This window comes from Adhaeribacter aquaticus DSM 16391, from assembly GCF_000473365.1.
Lineage (GTDB): Bacteria > Bacteroidota > Bacteroidia > Cytophagales > Hymenobacteraceae > Adhaeribacter > Adhaeribacter aquaticus.
The window spans coordinates 2,232,129-2,252,694 of the sequence record NZ_KI421517.1 but is presented as its reverse complement, the minus strand read 5'-3'; the positions used below and the strand labels follow the sequence as shown (position 1 = coordinate 2,252,694).

18 protein-coding genes are annotated in these 20,566 nt (G+C 39.0%); 4 read left to right on the top strand and 14 right to left on the bottom strand.

From position 1 onward, the window contains the following. Positions 1 to 243 precede the first annotated feature (243 nt). Positions 244 to 705, top strand: a complete 462-nt coding sequence (locus ADHAQ_RS25470; RefSeq protein WP_051359877.1) for an NUDIX hydrolase — start codon at positions 244 to 246, stop codon at positions 703 to 705. On the opposite strand, the gene ADHAQ_RS0111955 is transcribed toward ADHAQ_RS25470, so the two are convergent. Continuing rightward, entirely contained in the window at positions 656 to 1,021 is a 366-nt protein-coding gene (locus ADHAQ_RS0111955) for a VOC family protein (protein WP_026463134.1), read from the bottom strand. The genes ADHAQ_RS25470 and ADHAQ_RS0111955 overlap by 50 nt on opposite strands. Before the next feature lie 13 nt (positions 1,022 to 1,034). After that, a complete protein-coding gene (locus ADHAQ_RS0111950) occupies positions 1,035 to 3,179 on the bottom strand; it encodes a hypothetical protein (protein ID WP_026463133.1) in 2,145 nt (714 codons plus the stop codon). Positions 3,180 to 3,637: 458 nt separating this feature from the next. Between ADHAQ_RS0111950 and ADHAQ_RS0111945 the strand changes: the two genes are divergently transcribed. Further along, entirely contained in the window at positions 3,638 to 4,699 is a 1,062-nt protein-coding gene (locus ADHAQ_RS0111945) for a substrate-binding domain-containing protein (protein ID WP_026463132.1), read from the top strand. Between the two features lie 45 nt (positions 4,700 to 4,744). On the opposite strand, the gene ADHAQ_RS0111940 is transcribed toward ADHAQ_RS0111945, so the two are convergent. The 12 genes from ADHAQ_RS0111940 to rpsF form a co-directional block, all read right to left on the bottom strand. Further along, the gene (locus ADHAQ_RS0111940) at positions 4,745 to 5,179 is read right to left on the bottom strand and encodes a DUF2721 domain-containing protein (RefSeq protein ID WP_026463131.1); all 435 of its coding nucleotides are present in this window, start codon (positions 5,177 to 5,179) and stop codon (positions 4,745 to 4,747) included. 59 nt (positions 5,180 to 5,238) lie between these two features. Continuing rightward, complete coding sequence (locus ADHAQ_RS25465) at positions 5,239 to 5,718, bottom strand: hypothetical protein (protein WP_051359876.1); 480 nt, start codon at positions 5,716 to 5,718, stop codon at positions 5,239 to 5,241. Positions 5,719 to 5,812: 94 nt separating this feature from the next. Next, complete coding sequence (locus ADHAQ_RS0111930) at positions 5,813 to 6,133, bottom strand: Rieske (2Fe-2S) protein (protein WP_026463130.1); 321 nt, start codon at positions 6,131 to 6,133, stop codon at positions 5,813 to 5,815. Between the two features lie 210 nt (positions 6,134 to 6,343). Next, positions 6,344 to 8,878, bottom strand: coding sequence for a replication restart helicase PriA (priA, locus tag ADHAQ_RS0111925; protein WP_026463129.1), 2,535 nt, complete (start codon positions 8,876 to 8,878; stop codon positions 6,344 to 6,346). A gap of 204 nt (positions 8,879 to 9,082) precedes the next feature. After that, on the bottom strand, positions 9,083 to 9,847 hold the full coding sequence (locus tag ADHAQ_RS0111920; protein WP_026463128.1) for an SGNH/GDSL hydrolase family protein: 765 nt from the start codon (positions 9,845 to 9,847) through the stop codon (positions 9,083 to 9,085). Positions 9,848 to 9,995: 148 nt separating this feature from the next. Next, a complete protein-coding gene (locus tag ADHAQ_RS25460) occupies positions 9,996 to 10,805 on the bottom strand; it encodes a cytochrome c oxidase assembly protein (protein ID WP_051359875.1) in 810 nt (269 codons plus the stop codon). A gap of 14 nt (positions 10,806 to 10,819) precedes the next feature. After that, positions 10,820 to 11,293, bottom strand: coding sequence for a DUF2243 domain-containing protein (locus tag ADHAQ_RS25455; RefSeq protein WP_034256779.1), 474 nt, complete (start codon positions 11,291 to 11,293; stop codon positions 10,820 to 10,822). A 128-nt stretch (positions 11,294 to 11,421) separates the two neighbouring features. Further along, positions 11,422 to 13,446, bottom strand: coding sequence for a thioredoxin domain-containing protein (locus ADHAQ_RS0111905; protein WP_026463127.1), 2,025 nt, complete (start codon positions 13,444 to 13,446; stop codon positions 11,422 to 11,424). Positions 13,447 to 13,502: 56 nt separating this feature from the next. Then, entirely contained in the window at positions 13,503 to 14,483 is a 981-nt protein-coding gene (locus ADHAQ_RS0111900) for a GSCFA domain-containing protein (RefSeq protein ID WP_026463126.1), read from the bottom strand. A gap of 99 nt (positions 14,484 to 14,582) precedes the next feature. Then, positions 14,583 to 15,026, bottom strand: a complete 444-nt coding sequence (rplI, locus tag ADHAQ_RS0111895; RefSeq protein ID WP_026463125.1) for a 50S ribosomal protein L9 — start codon at positions 15,024 to 15,026, stop codon at positions 14,583 to 14,585. A gap of 15 nt (positions 15,027 to 15,041) precedes the next feature. Further along, positions 15,042 to 15,293, bottom strand: a complete 252-nt coding sequence (rpsR, locus tag ADHAQ_RS0111890; protein ID WP_026463124.1) for a 30S ribosomal protein S18 — start codon at positions 15,291 to 15,293, stop codon at positions 15,042 to 15,044. Continuing rightward, positions 15,290 to 15,670, bottom strand: coding sequence for a 30S ribosomal protein S6 (gene rpsF / locus ADHAQ_RS0111885; RefSeq protein ID WP_026463123.1), 381 nt, complete (start codon positions 15,668 to 15,670; stop codon positions 15,290 to 15,292). The genes rpsR and rpsF overlap by 4 nt, the downstream gene beginning before the upstream one ends. A 466-nt stretch (positions 15,671 to 16,136) precedes the next feature. Between rpsF and ADHAQ_RS0111880 the strand changes: the two genes are divergently transcribed. Next, on the top strand, positions 16,137 to 17,432 hold the full coding sequence (locus tag ADHAQ_RS0111880) for a c-type cytochrome (protein ID WP_034256777.1): 1,296 nt from the start codon (positions 16,137 to 16,139) through the stop codon (positions 17,430 to 17,432). 42 nt (positions 17,433 to 17,474) lie between these two features. Continuing rightward, a complete protein-coding gene (locus ADHAQ_RS0111875; protein ID WP_026463121.1) occupies positions 17,475 to 20,537 on the top strand; it encodes a TAT-variant-translocated molybdopterin oxidoreductase in 3,063 nt (1,020 codons plus the stop codon). Positions 20,538 to 20,566: the final 29 nt, after the last annotated feature.

Below are 20,566 nucleotides of genomic sequence, written 5' to 3'. Positions count from 1 at the left end.
GTAAAAGGAATAAAAAAGCACATCCGTAGTTACCATACATTTTAGCAAGAGCACCACTACTGATTTATTTTGAAAAGGCTTTTAAGTTGTGCATCTAATCTGTAGTACCAATAGGATTGCCTTGTAATTTTTCCTTTTAGGATAGAAACTAGGTGCTAATATGTGCCAATAATTGATTTCCTATTAATATTGGAAATTCTATAAACATTGGAAATCCTATAAACAATATAACCAATAAGATTTATGGTATCGGACTTAGCAGATTGTGTAATTTTTATGTTGTTTAAGGAAGGGAGGCTGCTAGTAGAGAAACGTAAGCTAAGCAAATTGATTGATCCTGGTTTAGTTGAAATTCCTGGAGGCCATATGGAACCCGGAGAGGACCAGGTGATGGCATTGCACCGGGAAATGCAGGAGGAATTAGCTTTACAGCCGGTATCGTGGAGTTATGTCTGTACCTTGTTGTCTCAGCGTTTCCAGAAGATGCATTATTATGTGGTTGAGAATTGGAGTGGGGAGATTCAGAATAATGAGGCAGAGGCCTTATTCTGGATTCAGTTGCATAATCTATCGGAATTGGAGTTAGAAATGGATAGAACCGCAGTAAGAGAATACATCCGGCTTTTTTTAGAAAATGAATATTTAATAAAGAAGTTTAAACTATCTCTGTTAGCTCCACATAATGACCATCCGGATCCTGAATAAATATTTGCCAGGCGCCATCCGGCCTGGTTTTGGGGCCGGTAAAAGTCGCATTTTTAGCTAGCAAGTGTTGTTCGGCCTCTTTAATGGAGGCTACCTGCATGGCAAAATGATTACTGCGTAAAGGAACAAACTCCTGCGCTTCCTGACGGCCAATTAAATGCAGTTGCTGGGTTGCTCCAATTTGGAACCAGGCACCAGGAAAATCAAAGGCTGGCCGGGGAATGGACTTCAAAGTCAGGACATCCTCGTAAAACTTACAACTAGCCGCTATATTTTTTACTAATAAGGCAACATGGTCCAAGTTCAATATTTGCATAGCGAAAAGTATTTTAAATTTTAACCCGAATACCCGGGCCCAATAAATAAAACCAGGGTTTATCTTTCCCTAAAAAGTAACCCCCACCTAAGAATAGAGGAAAAGTAAGTTTAGCATCCCGGGTAGTTGGGTAAATAGAACCTAAAACTACAAGTCCTACGTTTCTTTCCACGGTAGTACTATTGGAAAAGTTGAAAGCATTGAAAGCCAGGAAGCCAGCTCCAATTTTATACGGTCGGAAACGGGCAATTTTTTCAGGATGATAAAAGCTGAATTGAGCAATCATGGCCATGGATATACCACTAAAATCGCCATAACCAGTGCTCCCCTGACTTTTTACCAATAATCCGGTCGGGAAGGAAACATCTATATCAAACCGTATTTTTTTTCTGAGAACAATATCAATATTTTTGGTCTGACCTTCGTCGCCGTGTTTGTCTTTGTCGTGCTTAATCGTGATTTGGATCCGAGACCAGTCATCTAAGTCATAGGTCTTCCGGCCTATTATTTTATTTAAACTAAGGTTTCCCGAATAACATTGCTTATCGGTGTAAAAAGAGTAACGCGGAGAGTTTTCACCCGGGCAAATCAAAATATCCTCAATCCGCCGCTGATCTATTAATTCGTTTTTACTATTAGTAATACGAATGTCAAAATCTAAGTATTGCTTCCCGTATAATCGGGTTTCGCTATCAATCAGGTTAGGATTAAAGGTAAATATTACATCGCGGATGGTATGGTCATAGAATAAAGGACCATCAAATAAAGCCGATACTTTGTTAGGAACATCACCATAATCTAACGTAATAAAATCGAACGGGCGTGGGCGTTGAAATTCTTTAACTGCAATGGAGAAACCTGTATTTACAGCTCTATTATAGATGTTGATTTTTTTTCGTTGAATGCTAATGGGTACCTTAAACCGATAAACCGATATTTCTTCTGTGCGAAGTGAAGAATCGGAAGTAATATCTGTTAAATCATCAAACTGGAAGCGTGCTTTGTGTAAACCTTGTCCTTCAATTTTTAAATTAATTGTTTCTCCAGGATTTACACTTAAGTTATTAGTCCAGTCACCGCCTTCGTGCATAATGCTAATGCTGCTGATAGTAGTTTTAGGGGTTATATTGAAGTTGGTGATAAATTTAGGTTCGTCGCCGTCTTTAATATATAAATAACCTTCTGAGATGCGGTGATAATTATAGAGCCTTAGCCAGCATAAAACCCGGTTATTGGCTACATTGCGTCTGGTAAAGATTTCACCAACTAAGGCTCCTCCGGCTTCTTCCTGTGCTTCTATACGGTAGGTTTTTTGTAAACTTAAGGCCCAATGGTTGTCAATCATCACCTCGGTTCCTTTCTGACGGGAAACCTCATCCAGGGTAACTTCTTTCCGGTCTAGGTTCAGGAATTTTAACCGGCTACCTTTTACTTCAAACCTTTTTTCTATAACCGGTAATTGGTAAACAATCTGACCGTTAGGATTTAGAAAAGGTTTGTTTGTTTGTAAGCTTATTTTTAAGGTTTTTCGGCCAATGTCGTTCGGATGTAGGTGAAGCCGCAACACCCCATTACTTTCTGAAACGCGGTAATCAATATCATCACTTTTTACCCATTCATTTTTAACCTTTACATTTTTAATATTATTGGTAACGAGTTCAAATATTTTTTCTTCTCCTACAAACAGTTCCTCACTTTCCGGATAAAAGTTAACAGTAGTTTTGGTATAAGGAAAAAGCTTGATAGTTTCTATGTGGGCAGGGGCACTGGTGGTATCATAAACCGCAAAAGTTAAATTTAGGAACTGAGAGCTGGTCAGGTTTTTAAATCTAACTTTTACCCGGTAATAGGCATTGTTTACATTTACCACCGAATCCAGTAATTCATAATCAGCGGATCGGGCCAGGCTAATGTTTTCTATACTATTAAAAGAGAAAGGATAAAGTCTAATTTCGCTAATTTCATCTTCCTGTTTATATTGAAAGGGAAGATGATATTCATTGTTAAAGCTAATTAAATTCCTGGAAAGGGAATAGGTGGCTGTATCAACTTTTAAAGTTACTTCTCTAAATGGGCTGTTACCGTCCGAAACCTGTGCGTAACCTAAGCTTGAAAAAAGGTAAACGAAAAAAGGTAAAAGTAGGAATATCTTTCTCACAACAAATAAACTAAAGCAGGGGCAAAATTATAATTAAAAATAGAAGCAATTCTGAAGTTCAAAATTTTATTTATGCCGCAAACAAAATGATGTTTCTCTTGTTTTGGAATAAGATGCTTTAGTCGCTTATAGATGGATACTATTTCCAGAATCTAATGATTAGATTTAAAGTAAATAATTTTCTAAACCCTTGACTTTAACTATTTCTATAACGTTGAGGGGACATTTTAATTTTTTAATTATAAGCATTTAAAAGTATAAAAATGCTTTTACTTGATAAGAAGCTTGTGTTATAAATATAATAATTTAGCAGGGTTTGCGCCTGAAGTTTTGAATTACCTAACGGATGTATAAATAAAATTATAATTCCTTCATTTACTTCTGAAAATATTAAAATTATAGGAAATTGATTTTTATCTTTACCTAGAGAAGTCCAGCTTTGATAACATTTTTAATCTTTGGAAAATAAATATTCATTTGCTACCATGAGAGGTATCTGGTTTTGCTGGTTAACTTATTTATTAATCAGCTTGGGGTTTTGGAATTGTCAGGAACGAACAAAAAGGTTACAAACAGCTGAAACGCTAACCTCTACTGTAGGGGATAAAGTGTTGCAGGTGGCGTTTATACCCAAAGGTTCTTCTATTTATTGGAAAATAATTCATACCGGGGCCTTAAAAGCGGCGGAAGAGTTAGGGGTAGATTTAATTTGGCAGGATCCAATACGGGAAGATAATCATCAGTTGCAGGCCCAGGTGGTGCAAAATGTAATAGACCGGGAAATTGATGCTTTAATATTGGCACCTGTAAATGGGACTTCTTTGATTCCTAGTGCAAAAATGGTGGCCTCCAAAAACATTCCTTTAATAATTGTAGACTCTGAATTAAGCTCTCCAGATTATACCACTTACATAGGAACAGATAACTTTGAATTTGGGAAGGAGTGTGCCAAAGAAATGGCCAGAATAATGAAAGGGACTGGCGAACTAATGATGCTCCGTTACGAAAAGGGCCATTTGAGTACTTCGCAAAGGGAAGAAGGATTTATTGCGGGTATTAAACAATACGCACCTCAGATTAATATCATAAACGATACTTATGGTTCTGTATCCGTAGTGAAAGCTCAGGCAGCGGCAGAAGAATTTTTACTGAAGCATCAGGATATAAAAGGAGTTTTTGCTTCAAATGTGGTGGGGTCTGAGGCTATGTTGGATGCTTTAAAAAATACAGGCCGTTTGGGTAAGGTTAATTTTGTTGGAGTAGATACCAGTGAAAGATTACTGGCCGCTATGAAAAAAGGACAAGTGCATGCCTTGGGCATTCAGGAACCCATAAACATGGGGTATATGAGTGTTAAAATGGCCGTTGAAGCCGCTAATAACAAGCCTGGTCCTAAACGAGTAAAAACAAAAGTTTATATTGCTACGAAAGACAACATGAATAGACCTGATATGGCCAATTTGTTAAATCCTGATTTGGAGTTAGTGGCTAATCAGGAGAAAATTGAAGCAGGTTTGTAAAAATTATTACCCTTAAATAAGTAACTGTTATCTCAAAACAGGTACTTATTTAAAATCTTGCGAGGACCAGGTTTCCCTATGTTGCTTTTCCAGGTACTCAATTTCGCCAAGTTCTATATTTAAGGCAGTTACAGATATCTGTATTTCCCAGATAGATAAGGCTAATGAAACCATTAGCAGGATTAAGCTAAAAGCAAATAAATACTTTCCTATCAGGGGCTCGCCGGCAAATAACACAAACATAGACGTAACGCATAAAAGCATACTTGAAATTCCTATGGCCTGCATGTTTCGGATAAGAATAAGCCTTATTCGTAAGTTGCTAATCTGACCTTTGATAATATTTTTATGTGTTTCTATGTATTGCTGTTTCAGACTACGCACGAGAGAGGCCAGTGCAATAAACCGGTTAGTGTAGGCTAATAATAGCAAGGAAATGGCCGGAAACAAAAGTGCAGGAGTAGTAACAGTAATATCCATCTGTTTGGTCGAGATTGGGAACAAGTAAAGTAGAATAGAAAGTAATAAATTACAAATACTTACTCCAGAATATGATCAAACAATTTTAAGCTTTCAGCTATAATCTGATCTAATTCTCTTTTAGAATCGGCATTTAAAGTCCGTTCAAATAACCCCAGTAACATTTCGCCTTCATCATTTATATACAAGTCTTTGTACAAGTTATCAAAAGCTTTCATGTCTTTGTTTATGGCGGCATCTATTTGTGCAATACTAGTAGCTTGAGCGGCATTTACCAAAGCCTTTAAGACCTTGCGGCTATCGTCATCATCAGCCATATCCGAAAAAACTTGCATAATGGCTATGCCTACGCCTAACCGCACCTTCTCAAATTTAAAATGCAGATTATCACCTGCTTTAGGTTGATTAGCATTATTCCGGTGGCGCGATTCTGCCAATTCAAACTCTTTGTAAACAGCTGCTTCACTTTTATCAAATAAACCAGGTGTTTCCGTCCGAAGGGCGCGGGTTATTAATTGCTCAAAATTAGTTTCTGACATGAAAAGTCAATTTATAAGTAAGATGATTGTAAATACGAAAGTAAAAGTAATTGGATAGAGGAATACGGCTCAAACTTTTTAGACTTAATTCAATTTAAACATCTATATATAAGCCATCCGGTTGACTGATTAATGGGTATGTTTTAAGTTTTCGGCAGCGTTCTTTTGCCTCCTCTCCGGATATTAAACTAAATCGGTAGCTATGCCAGGGACAAATAACTTCATTTAAATAATTTGTAGTTCCTTTACTTAAAGATTCTCCTAAATGGGAGCAGGTATCTTCTATGGCAAATAAGCCGGCTTGCGTATGAGCCAGGCAAATAGGAACATCGTTAACAACAATTAATCTTGTTTTAGCAAGCGGAATAATTGTTTTGGCTTCTTCTAAAGAGTTTGCAATTTTGAGTAATGGCATAAAGTAAATTCTTTTTTGGAAATGGTTACTTTATAGTCTGTCTGTGGGCCCAGCTATTCAAAATCAAAAGGTAGTAAAAGCTGGTAAGAAATAAAATTTTGGCCAGCACTAATAGCTAAAAGTTGTCTAGCTTCAAATAGAAATTATTGCGTGCTTCGCAATTACCTATATTATTGTTGAATGGTAACTTGCTGTGGTTGTTCTGTTTAATTACATCGGGTCCACATCCACCACAACCCGTAGTCCTTTAAATTCTTTCCTCAGATTATTAAACTGTATTGCTTCGGCAATATGTAATTTGGCCGCTTTTAAACTGGTATGTTCCCGGTTTAGTTTTATATGGATCTCGTTCAGATATAAGTTACGAATTTTAAAAATGTAAGGTACCTCTGGCCCAAGCACGTGTTTGGCTCCTAGTCGTTCTGCAAAAGCGTGCGATAAAGCCATGGCCGCTTCTTCACTAATTTTCTCATCCAGGTGCTTTACGGTTATCCGGATAATGCGCACAAAGGGCGGGAATAGGAACTTTTGCCTTTCACTTATTTCATGTTCATACAACGCCAAATAATCGTTCTCAATTACCTTCTGAAAAATAGGTTGACTGGTATTTCCGGTTTGAATAATTACCCTACCCTTTTTACCTTTCCGGCCAGCCCGGCCGCTTACCTGCACAAACATTTGGAAAGCCCTTTCATGAGCTCTGAAATCAGGGAAATTAATAATGCTGTCGGCGTTAATAATACCTACTAAACTTACATTTTCAAAATCCAGACCCTTGGTTACCATTTGGGTACCCACCAAAACATTGGTACGGTTAGCTTCAAAATCAGCAATTATCTGAGTATAAGCATTCTTGGCTTTGGTCGTATCTAAATCCATCCGCTGAATATTAGCATCCGGCAGCAGCAGTTTTAGTTCATCTTCAATTTTTTCGGTACCAAAGCCCATTGTTTTAAGTACCGAAGAACCGCAAGCCGGGCAATCCGGTCGCATTTTTTCGTGGTAGCCGCAATAATGGCAACGCAGTTCGTGGTTAAACTTATGATAAGATAAACTTACGGCACAGTTCTTACATTTAGGAATCCAGGCGCAGTCGTGACAACTAATATAGGGCGAATAGCCACGCCGGTTCTGGAACAAAATTATCTGTTCTTTTTTGTGTAATTTTTGTTCAATAGCGGTTAACAAGTCATTTGAAAAATGGCTGTGCATGTTCTTCTTCAGACTTTCGCGCCGGGTATCTATTAGTTCTATCTCGGGCAGGCCAGCATCACCAAACCGCTTGTTCATGGTAACTAATCCCCAACGACCACTTTTGCAGTTGTAATAGGTTTCTACGGAGGGAGTAGCTGAACCCAATAAGGTTTTAGCTTTATGATAGCTGGCCAGCATCAAAGCCACTTCCCTGGCATTGTAACGGGGAGCCGGATCGTATTGCTTGTAAGACGACTCGTGTTCCTCATCTACAATAATAAGAGACAAATTATGGAAGGGTAAAAAGATAGCCGAACGTACTCCCACAACCACAGAGAAGCGCCCCGAAAGAATTCCATTCCAGACCTCCACGCGTTCGTTATCCGAAAATTTAGAATGGTAAACACCTAACCGATTACCAAAAACTTTGATTAAACGGGTTACAATTTGGGCAGTCAGCGCAATTTCCGGTAACAGATACAGAACCTGCCCGCCACCGTCTAAGGCTTTTTTAATTAAATCAATGTATACTTCTGTTTTACCGCTACCCGTAATGCCGTGCAGCAATACAATGTCCTTTTGGGCAAAAAGCGATAACACTTCCTCCCGAGCTGCTTCCTGGTGTTCAGAAAGTTTAAACGGCAATGTTTTACTATTTGACTCATCGACCGGGAACCGGGAAACAATAGCATCGAACTGAACTAATACGCCATGCTTAATTAAGCTATTGATAGCAGAAAGAGAAAGGTGCGGATTAGAAGTAAGCAGGTTCTTGTTTAATCCTTTCTCATTCAGATGCAGGTTTTGGTGTACCGGTACTTTCTGGAGGTAATTCATAATTACATCCAGTTGTTTGGGCTTGGCGGCTAATTGGTTTAATAGCTCCTCCAGTAGCTGTTCGTCGTGAATGAAGTTGGGCGAAAGCTTAAGTTTTTTTACAATTTTAGGAGTGTACTTATCGGCAATTTCTTCAAAAATAATAATGGCCTGCTTTTGAATCAGGGATTTTATTATTTTATGGAAACTGGAAATTTGCAGCAGGTTACCTACTTCGGTAAACGTTAAAACTTCCGTTTGTTGCAAAGCAAATAAGATTTTCTCTTCGTGAGCAGTGAGCGGAAAATCACATTCTTCCGGACTAAACTGGGGGTGTATTTGTATCCGGGATTCACTACTTAGCTTAAGCGCTGAAGGTAATGCGGCATTGATTACTTCGCCAATGGTACACATGTAGTATTCTGCTATCCACTGGAAAATGCGCAATTGAGATCCCGTTACAACAGGTTTTTCATCAATTACTTCTAGTAAATACTTAGCTTGATAACCTTCCGGAGGGTTTTCGTGAATAGCGGCAACAATACAACTTAGTACCTTTTTAGCTCCAAACTGCACAATCACCCGCGCTCCAACCAATACCTCATCATTCATGTCGTAAGGCACCCGGTACGTATAAAGCTTAGGCAGAGGCAAGGGTAATATTACATCGGCAAACAGGGTAATCCGGTCGGCAATGGGTAAGTCGGAAGTATTAAATTCTAATTGATGATTCAAGGAAAATAAATTTAGCTAATCAAGTGCCAGCTAAACAAAGTTCGGAAAGATGCGGCTTATTTCACAGTTAAATTTGGTAAATAGATTTAAGGCTTGGGTAACATACCCCAATGGGTTTATAAAGTGTATAAGCTATTAAGTTTTCTCTTTAGATATGGAGGAATAAGAATGGCTTTAAAATTAAAAACTGAAATTTTTAATTTATTACCCTTTAACTGTCTCTAGCCAGGCAGTGGCCATTAACCGGGCACCGGCTAGGGTTGGGTGAACACCATCTGTTGTCCAGTAGCTACCCGGAGCTAATTTTTGCGCATTGTCAAAAACAGTTTGGTAAGGTATCCAGGCCGCATTATAACTGGCAGCCATTTCTTTAGCTGCCTGGCGGTATTCATTAAAGGCTGGGTACCATTTCTCGGTTACCGCTTTCACCCCAGTTACGGCAAAAGGTTCGCCAATAATTAACTTTACATCCGGTAAACTTTGTTTAGTTCGTTCTAATAAAGCTTTATAATCTTTCCGGTATGTATCACTAGTGCCCGTATAATTGCTGGTAAGGGTATGCCAAAAGTCATTCACCCCAATCATAATACTCAATACATTTGGCTTCAGCTCCAGGCAATCTGTATCCCAGCGTTCGGCTAATTGGTAAACTTTGTTGCCGCTAATACCTTTGTTATATATTTTTAGGTTCTTGGTTGGGTGCTGCATCAGTAAATCCGAAGAAGCCATAAACGGGTAGCCATTCCCTAAAAGCCGACTTTGATTAGCACCAGTTTCCGTTTTCAGACGACCAGAATCTGTAATGGAATCACCTTGAAAAAGAATAATATCATCTTTTTTTAACATGATTTTACTAACTTTTTCCTCAGTAAATGAAGAAAGAACTATTTCGGTTAAACTTAAAGACAGAAAACTGCCTAATGAAGCTTTTTTAATAAAATTCCTACGATCAGGTTGTTGTGGTGTCATGGAAGTTTCAGGTTATAGTGCTAAAGGGTTAGAGTAATTAAGCGAAATTCTGCTAAATCCACAAACCTTAATTTAAAAGCCAAGCTGATCCTGTTCTTAAAGGTTTAAATAATTTTGATGGTTTAAAGCTTTATTCAAGTAAAATTGGTTAAGGCGTTATAGGGGTTAGTTTTGCTGGGAAAGGATGCCGGGATTGATACCAGGAAGTAAAGAGCAAAATGGTTAGAAGCAACTCAGACAAATCTCCCCAATAATACATCAGTTTAGCCGCTTCCTGAATTTGCTCAGCGGCGTGAGGAGAACTTTGGGGATACAGGTAAGCATACATAAATTTACTTAAAAAAGCATGGGATGCTATACTAATGAATAAGATGAATTTTCGGGTTGTAAAACTGGAACGATAGGGCACCGGATCAGAACCAATTATAGACCAGGTAAAAAGATATCCCGCCATCAAAAAATGGATATGCATGACAGCATGGAGGTAAGGTTTTGATAGCATTTGGTTGTAAAGCGGCGTGAGGTATAAAATATACATACCTCCCATATTCAATAGTAAGGCAATAAAGGGATGACTTAAAATCCGGAAGAGAGGTGTTTTAAAAATGGCTGTTACAGTTCTTGCTACTTTAACGGGTGCTACTTTTAAAGCCAATGTTATTGGTGCTCCTAATACCAAGAATATGGGCGCAAACATACCAATCAGGAGGTGCTGCACCATATGCCCACGTAAATCTGCATGGCCCCAGGTTGTTATGGTAGGGGTTAAAGCAATACATAACAAACTAATGCCTAAAAGGAAGCTAATACTTCTCCCCAAAGACCAATTACTGCCCTTGCTTTTCTTATTATTAAGAAGACGCGCATAAACATATACCAATGCAATACCTACAACTATTAGTATAGGAATCCAATCAAAGAAGGAAGAGCCGGTCGGATGATGGGCGTGAGGCTGCATAATAACCAAGGTGGTTACGACAAGGCCATTTGGGTTCTTTCCTGATTAACAGTTCGCCGCCACAAATAGATGCCTATTAAAAGAAGAAGGAGTGCAGCTATATTCCAGGTAAGGTCATATGGTAGTAAATTATCTACGTAGCGAATTTGGTGTACCCGTAATACTTTATGATCCACTACGCCATCAAACAACTGAAATCCTCCTAATCCTATAAAGAAGCCTGCTCTTGCCCTCGGTTTTGATAAGGATTGACTTCGTCTTAAATCTAAGAGCCAAAAGAATCCGGCAACTATAGCTAATAATTCAGCGGCATGTAATATTCCGTCTGTTAACAGGCCAATTTCAGGAGTAGAATGGTCATAGAAGTGGTGCCAGGAAAGTATTTGATGAAAAATAATTTCATCTATTCCAGCCATTATACCAATACCAATTAGTGCGGCGGCCTGCATAGACTTCTTAAGATCTGCATTGCCTGTTGTAAAGCTCATAGGCTAAAAGTTACGGAGCAAATTAACTTTCCATGTATACCTAATTTTGTCCGGTATAGTTAGCCGATTGGACCCACCCAAATTTGGATGAGCTAAAGGAAATAGTTAATTAAAGGATCAGTTCTTAACTATATGTTATTCAGTTGTTCCAAAGCTTCTACCAACGTATGCACTGGTAATTGGCAGGCTTTATTATAACATACAAAAATGGTAGTTTGCTCGTAAAGTGGTTCCCGATCCTGGAGCAATGGTAAATCACTTTCGGTAGTGGTGCCCACTACTACAGCATTTGGATAAAAGTAAGAGCCTAGTTGCTGCCGTATAGTTTCGGCTTCTTCACCCACAATGGCTATCTCGGCAGTAGACTTTAATTTAAGAAAATAAAGGGATGCCCAATTTGCTAAATGTGACGGTTCTTTTATTAACAACGGTTTTACTTTGGCTAGCATATTATCCGATAATTCCATATATTGGGGTACATCGAACAGCAAACTTAAAAAGTGCAGATTAATACCCATGACGGAATTAGAAGCAGGAATCACATTATCCATAATCTCCTTCTTCCGGGCAATTAGTTTTTCGGCAGTTTTATCGGTAAAGTAAAATAATTGCTCATCAGTATCCAGAAAGTTCTGAATTGTATATTCAGTTAAGCGTTGTGCTTCCATCAACCAGTGCTCACTGAAAGTTACTTCATACAAACTGATGTACGCTTGTATAAGTAAGGCATAATCTTCTAAAAACCCCGGAATAGAAGCTTTCCCATTCTTGTAATTATGGAAAAGGCCTTTACCGTTGCGTACTTTATTTTTTAAAAAAGTTGCATTGCTTAAAGCCAGGTTTAAAAAAGTCAGGTCACCGAAAACCTTAAATGCATCTGTCAGGCCTTTTAGCATTAATGCATTCCAGGAAGTCAGAATTTTGCCATCCAGGCCGGGGCGGACGCGTTTTTCCCGTACTTCCATGATTTTGGCTTTCCAATCAGCCACTAATTTTTGAAGCACTGGTATTTCCAGGTTCTCCTGGGCCGCAAAAGCTTCGTCGGTGATGTGGCGGTGAAGTATATTTACGCCATGCTCCCAATTGCCTTCTTCGGTAATGTTATAATAACGGGAAAATAAGGGTTCTTCGCCTCCTAATATTTCGGCTAACTCTTCTTGTCGGAAAACATAAAACTTGCCTTCCTCGCCTTCGCTATCTGCATCCAGAGAAGAATAAAAGCCACCTTCTTCATTCATAAGCTCCCGTTGTACAAATGCAACGGTTTCATAAACTACAGCTTTAAATAACGGATTTTTAGTAACGGAATATGCTTCCGCATATAGGCTTATTAATTGCCCATTATCATAAAGCATTTTCTCGAAGTGGGGTACCAGCCAATCTTCATCTACGGAATAGCGGGCAAAGCCACCACCAACCTGATCATAGATGCCGCCCAAAGCCATTTCCTGTAAGGTAAGTATTGTTTGTTCTAAAGCAGCCTGTTGGTTAGTATGGTGGTAATAGCGCAACAAAAAAAAGTAATTTACCGGCATCGGGAATTTAGGCGCTTTGCCCATGCCGCCACGAACTGTATCAAACCGTAAGCTAAACTTATGGTACAGTTGCTGAAAGTCTTTTTCAGAAAAATCAGATTCACTTTGCTTTAAGCCATATTTATGAAGATCGCTCAGGTTTATATGCTGGGCAAACTGTTCAGCAGAATTGTCAAGCTCCTCCCGGTGGTTTTGGTAAGCTTCCGCAATATTTTTTAAAACTTGTACCCAATGCTGCGGTGAAAAATAGGTGCCGCCGTAAAAAGGTTTCGCCTCGGAGTTTAGAAATACATTTAATGGCCAACCTCCCTGAATTCCCATGGCATGAATAGCATCCATATAAATCTGATCAACATCGGGACGTTCTTCCCGATCTACTTTTATGCAAATAAAATGCTCATTCATAACCTGGGCTATTTCTTCTTTTTCAAAAGATTGATGCTCCATAACGTGGCACCAATGGCAGGCAGCATAACCAATACTAACCAGAATAGGTTTTTGCTCCAGTTTAGCTTTTTGCAAAGCTTCCTCTCCCCACGGGTACCAATCTACCGGGTTATAGGCATGCTGTAATAAGTATGGGCTCGATTCGTGGAGAAGGCGATTGGCAGTTTTCATAGGATTGGGTTGTAGGGTAGTGTTAAAGGTAAATACGGAAAGAAAAGAACAAGGCTTTACCGAAGCTGACTTTTTACCTGCGCTATTTCCTGACTGCAATCTGTATGTAGATGTATCTGTTCCAGTTTGGCCAAGGTATTTCGCAAAAATTGTTGGTGCGCCGGAGCATCCGGATGAAATGGTTTATGGGCTAAGGCTAATTTAATTTTATCCCACTCTTTCGTAAATTGTTGAAACGGCTCCTCAAAGAAGGCTTGGATAAACTTTCCCCAGATATAATCTTCCGCTTCTTCGGAAGGATGAATCATATCGCGTTTGTAAAAACGATAATCCCGTAAATCATCCAGTAAAAGTTCATAAGCCGGGAAGTAAGTCACATCGGCTAATTGTCCTGCTATTTCGTGACAGGCTATTCGTAAAATAGATTTGCTGACGCTATTTAGTTCCAAGGTCTCTTTAATATGACGCACCGGGCTTACCGTTACAATTACCTGTAGCTTTGGATTTAGGTGCTTCAGTTTTAAATAAAGAGCGGAAAAAGTCGCCGTAATCTCTGCTGTAGAAATCAGTTTCTTTTCAAATTGTTGCTGGGCAATTTTATGGCAGTTAGCTACTAACTGGTTACTTTCTTTATGCAAATACCCGACCGCAGTACCTAATGTAAGAATGAGTACATCAGCTGAGGCCAGATAAGAGTATACTTCGTTCCGGGCTTTCTGAATAGAAAAAAGCAAATCTTCTTGGTTTGGGGCCGAAAAAGAAGAATGCAAATCATAAGCATACCACCGCTCGTCGCGGGCTACTAAATTTCCTGTAAACGGCTGCTCCGGAAATAAGCCAGCATCTAGCAAACTAAACAAAGAAATAGGATTGAAAATAGTACCAAAAGGGTTTACTAAAGTGTTAACCTTATAGTTTTTGATTTTTTGGCCTATTACTACGGCAAAACAAGAACCGGTGGTAAGAATAATTGATTCGGAATTAAGTCGGAAGGGGCGGGGGGAAACTTGTATTTCAGTACGAAAAGAAGTTGCCATAGTATTTAAGCGTATGGATTCGTAAGTTAGTTTACTGTGTAAAATAAAAAAAGTCCTGCCGTATTCACAGCAGGACTTTTCCTTTAAACCAAAGTATGCTTATTCTGCTACTACGTTAAAACGTACAGAATGCTTCACTTCTTTGTGTAATGCGATAGAAGCAGTGTATTCACCAGCAGATTTAACTTCCTGATCAAAAGAAATTTTCTTACGATCTACTTCAATACCTTTAGCACGTAACGCATCAGAAAGCTGCGTAGTCGTAACAGCACCAAAAATTTTGCCGCTTTCACCTACCTTAGCTTTTAATTCATATACCTGATCACCAATCTGATCAGCTATAGACTGAGCGTCTAATCTTACTTTTTCAGCTTTGTGAGCAGCCTGACGAATATTTTCAGCTACTACTTTTTTGTTTGATTTATCAGCAATTACAGCAATACCTTGTGGGATCAAGTAATTACGGCCGTATCCTGGCTTAACAGTTACGATATCGTTTTTAAAGCCTAAGCCTTTAACGTCGTCTTTTAAAATAATTTCCATCTTCTAAGTACCTCCTTATTTTAATGAATCTGTAACGTATGGCAAAATAGCCAAGTGGCGCGCACGAGCAACTGCTTGTGCTACACGACGCTGAAATTTCAGGCTGGTACCTGTAATACGACGAGGAAGAACTTTACCTTGCTCGTTTACAAATTTTAACAAGAAGTTACCGTCTTTGTAATCGATATACTGGATACCATTTTTCTTAAAACGGCAGTATTTCTTGCGGGTATCTTGCTTATGGATTTTTTCGTTAACTAAACTCATGATGCTTGTGCCTCCTTTTCTCTTTTAGCAGCTTTTTGCTGATTCATTTCACCATTTCTACGACGCTCGTTGTAAGAAACAGCGTGCTTGTCTAATACTGTGGTCAAGAAGCGAACTACTTTTTCATCACGACGATAAGCAAGTTCTAAAGTATCTACAATAGTACCTGGAGCTGTAAACTCGATCAGGTGGTAGAAACCTGTTGACTTTTTCTGAATTGGATAAGCTAACTTACGTAAACCCCAATTCTCTTCGTGAATAATGTCGGCGCCATTTTCCTTAAGCACCTGTCTGAACTTCTCGACCGTTTCTTGCATTTGGGCCTCGTTTAGTAACGGGGTCAAAATGAAGACCGTTTCATAATTTTTTAATTCCATCTAGGTTGTCGAAATTTAATTTTGTAAATGAAGGCGCAAAGATAAGAATAATTAATTTGTATAACAAACGGTTGTTTAATTTGATGAAGCGCATACTTAAATAAAGGAAGGCGAAAAGAACAGAGAATTATAAGGAGTAGGAAGGTTCAAAATACAACTTAAAAGATATAATATAATTAGTATATCTATAAAATGCTATTAAGTAATAGAAGGTTTAGCTCAAAGCTGCCTAGGAGCCTGATTTTTAAAAGTATATTCCTAATTTATATAAACATAATTTAAAATAATTCTAAATAAAGAATTTTTAAGGTATAACCATTTGGTAATTAGCAAGTTATAGCCTTTAAAGTAAATCAACAGGCTATATTGCCAAAATTAAGGGAAATGTGAGTTTGAATAATAAAATTCGCATAGTAGATTTGTGGCCGTAATGTAGTTTCACCTTACTAAAAAAGCAATCTAAGCAATGATTAGCTGTAAATCCAACAAAAAATACTCATTTCTACTAGCACTACTTTTTTCATTTTTAACAGTTTTTTCTTCTTTTGCGCAGGGCGAACAAGCCTCTGTTAGCCAAGATGGTGTGACAGCGGGTGCTGCTGGTCCCGATGTTCAGGCTGGAGGAACACTGTTTAAAAACAACTGTGCCTCTTGTCATGCTATTAATGAAAAAGTTGTAGGCCCTGCTTTGCGTGATATTCATAAAAAGCATAAACTCCCTTGGTTGATTAGCTGGATTCGTAATTCCAGCAAAATGGTGCAGTCTGGCGATAAACAAGCCGTTCAGATTTTCAACGAATACGACAAGCAGCAAATGCCTAGCTTCGCGTTTTCGGATGAAGAGATCACTTCAATTGTTAAATACATTGAAGCTGAAAGTGCTGCTCCGGTTGCAACCACTGCCCCAACAGGCGGAAACGCAAATGATCAAACTGCACAGGCTGCTACCGATGGCCCGGGTGGTGAAAGCATAGGTGATGCAGGAAAGTATTTAAACTTTATCCTGATTGCTTTAATTGTGCTCCTGATTGTGATGGTGATAACTTTATTGATTATCGCTAATCTGATGAAAGATTATCTTCGTGGTAAAAAAGACTTAGAAGGTAATGATATAGAATTAGTTGAGCAGCGCTGGGATTTTTCAAAAGTTTACAAATCTCGGGCGGTACAAGTAATTGCAGGTTTAATCTTCTTCTGTGTTTTATTAGATATTGCAATCGAAGAAACTTATGGTGTAGGTTTGTCACAAGGTTATCAGCCTCGGCAGCCAATAGCTTTCTCGCATAAGTTACACGCAGGCGAGCACCAGATAAACTGTAATTACTGCCATACCAGTGTTTATAAGAGTGCAAGTGCCAATATTCCTTCGGCAAACATCTGTATGAACTGCCATAGCCAGATCAAGAAAGATTCTCCGGAGATCCAGAAAATTTACAGTGCAATAGAAAAGAATAAGCCAATTGAGTGGGTGCGTGTACATAACCTGCCAGACTTTTCTTATTTCAACCACTCTCAACATACAAAAGTGGGTGGTATTGAGTGTCAGACTTGCCACGGTCCAATTGAATCTATGAATGTGGTGTACCAATACTCTCCATTAACTATGGGATGGTGTATTAACTGTCATCGCGAGACTCCTTTAAATACGGAAGGAAATAAATACTACGACAACTTAGTGAAATTACACGATGAGGCAAATAAAGGTGCTGCCTTTACTGTAGCTTCAAATGGTGGAGCAGAATGTTCTAAGTGTCATTATTAATAATATCATTTTCCCAAAGCATCTGAGTTTTCTATTTATAATATGCAAGAAAAGAGAAAATACTGGAAAGGGCTAGAAGAGCTCGAAAACACTCCGGAGTTTATCAATAATTCTTTAAATGAATTTGCGGAGTTTCTGCCGGTAAAAGAAAAAAATGGAGCTGCAGATAAAGAAACTGCTCCAAGACGTGATTTCTTGAAACTAATGGGCTTCGGCCTGGCTGCAGCTACATTAGCTTCTTGTGAAGCTCCTGTAAGAAAAGCTATACCATATTTACATAAACCAGAAGAAGTTGATCCAGGAATAGCTAACTGGTATGCTTCTACTTTCTTTGGCGATGGCGATTACAATGCGGTTTTAGTTAAAACCCGGGAAGGTCGTCCTATCAAAGTGGAAGGAAATCCACTTTCTGGTGTTACTCGTGGAGGTTTAAGCCCACGCGGACAAGCATCCGTATTAAGCCTTTATGATGAAGCAAGATTAAAAGGACCAGTTTCTAAAAGTGGCCAAACGCATAAAGATATTACCTGGGAAGAAGTTGATAGAGAAATTACAACTAAACTAGCCGGCGTAAGAGGCAAAGTGGTTTTGGTTTCAACTACCATCATCAGCCCAACAACAAAACAGGTTATCCGCGAATTTGGCGCTAAATATCCAGGTTTTGAGCATGTGCAGTATGATCCAATTTCTGCCTCGGCCTTGATACAAGCTAATGGCGGAGTAGTACCAGGTTATGATTTTAGTAAAGCAAAAGCTATTGTAGGTATCAACGCCGATTTTATTGGTCCTTGGTTATCACAAGTAGAATTTGCCAAGCAATATATTACCAACCGGAAGGTAACGCGCGACAACCCTAATATGTCGAAGCATTATCAGTTCGAGACCGCATTAAGCTTAACTGGTGCAAACGCTGATATTCGTGTGCCTATTAAGCCATCAGAAGAAGGTGTGTTTGTAGCTGCTTTATATAACAGAATTGCTCAGGCTACTGGAGGTCAGGTATTAAATACGCCTGCTTTTTCCCAAACAAAAGAATTAGATGCTGCTGTTAAAGATTTATTAGCAAACCGGGGGGCTGCCTTAGTTGTATCAGGTTCTAATGATTTAGCTGTTCAAACCTTAGTTCGTGAAATTAACAGAGCTTTAGGAAGCGAAGGAAGCACCATTAATCCGGCTGCCCCTATTTATACAAAACAAGGTAATGATGCGCAAATGCTGCGCATTATTGAAGAAATGAATGCGGGTACAGTTGGGGCGGTAATTTTTTACAACGCTAACCCAGTGTACAACCATCCATTAGCCGAAAAGGTAAAAAGTGGTTTAGCAAAAGTAGCGTTAAAGATTTCTTTTGCCGATAGAATTGATGAAACAGCTGCTTTAGCTGATTATATAACTCCCGATCATCACACGCTGGAATCTTGGAATGATTTTGAACCAAGAAAAGGTTTTGTAAGTTTATCTCAGCCAACCATAGCTCCATTGTTTAAAACCCGCCAGGTTCAGGATAGCTTATTGGTTTGGAGTGGGAATAACACCAACTACTACGACTACCTACGCACGTTCTGGCAGTCTAATTTCTCTTCAGGTGATTTTAATGCCTTCTGGGATAAAGCAGTACACGATGGTGTATTAAATAATGTTTCTACTCCGGGACAAACTTCCGGTGCTGGAGCTCCTCCCATGACTTTAGCCGCCGCTTCTGTAGCTGTAAATAATACGGCAAAAGCTGCTAAAGGAATAGAATTAGCAGTTTACCAAAAATCAACTATTGGTTCTGGTGAAATGGCTAACAACCCTTGGTTGCAAGAATTACACGATCCTATTTCCAAAGCTACCTGGGATAATTATGTGGCCATCCCGCAGTCGTTAGCAAAAGAAATGGATATCAAACAAAATGATGTTCTGAGAGTAAAAGCGGCTAATGGGACTACCATTGAATTACCTGCTCTTATTCAACCAGGACAGGCAAAAGGTACAGTTTCTATTGCGGTAGGATACGGACGTACGCATGCTGGTAAAGTAGCAAATGGTGTTGGAGCCAATGCTTATCCGCTTGCTACCGTTACTAACAATGGCATTCAGTACATTAATGGAGTAAGCATAGAAAAAACAGGAGCTGAAAAACCAATCGCTCAAACGCAAACGCACCATACTTTTATGGATCGTTTGGTGGTTCAGGAAGCTTCTTTAGAGGAATACAAAAAAGATCCAACAAACGTAACAGAATATATTAAAATTGCTACGCCTGATGGACCTCAATCTCCTTCTAAAGTTTCTTTGTGGTATGATTACGAATATAAGAATCACCACTGGGGTATGGTTATTGACCTTAACTCTTGTATAGGTTGTGGTTCTTGTGTTTTAGGTTGCGTATCTGAAAATAATACTCCAATAGTAGGTAAGCAAGAAGTGTTAAATCGTCGTGATATGTTCTGGTTACGTATTGACCGGTACTACAGTAGCGATACCCATAAGGAAACTTCTGAAATGGGATTAATTGATACTTACCAGGCGATGGAAGAACCATCTGAGAATCCTCAGGTTATTTTTCAGCCAATGCTGTGCCAGCACTGTAACCATGCTCCGTGTGAAACAGTATGTCCGGTATTGGCTACTACTCACAGCACCGAAGGTTTAAACCAGATGACTTATAACCGTTGTGTAGGTACACGTTATTGTGCAAACAACTGTCCATATAAAGTTCGTCGTTTCAACTGGTTCTCTTACACAGATAATGAGAAGTTCTCAGTTTCAAACCCACAAATGCAGACGGACTTAGGTAGAATGGTTCTTAACCCGGACGTAACCGTAAGAGCTCGTGGTGTTATCGAGAAATGTTCATTCTGCGTTCAACGTATTCAATTAGGAAAACTAGAAGCGAAAAAAGATGGTCGTCGTCCTAAAGATGGTGAAATTGTAACGGCTTGTGCTCAGTCTTGCCCAACCAATGCAATTATCTTCGGGGACATGAAAGATCCAAATAGCCAGGTTTCCCAAATTTTACGTCGTGAAGATGGGGAAAGAGCCTTTCACGTATTGGAAGAGTTAAATACCCAACCTAACGTAACTTATTTAACAAAAATTAGAAACAGTTCTATAGCTTAGTCTAAGCCTGGAGCTATTAATAAGGAACA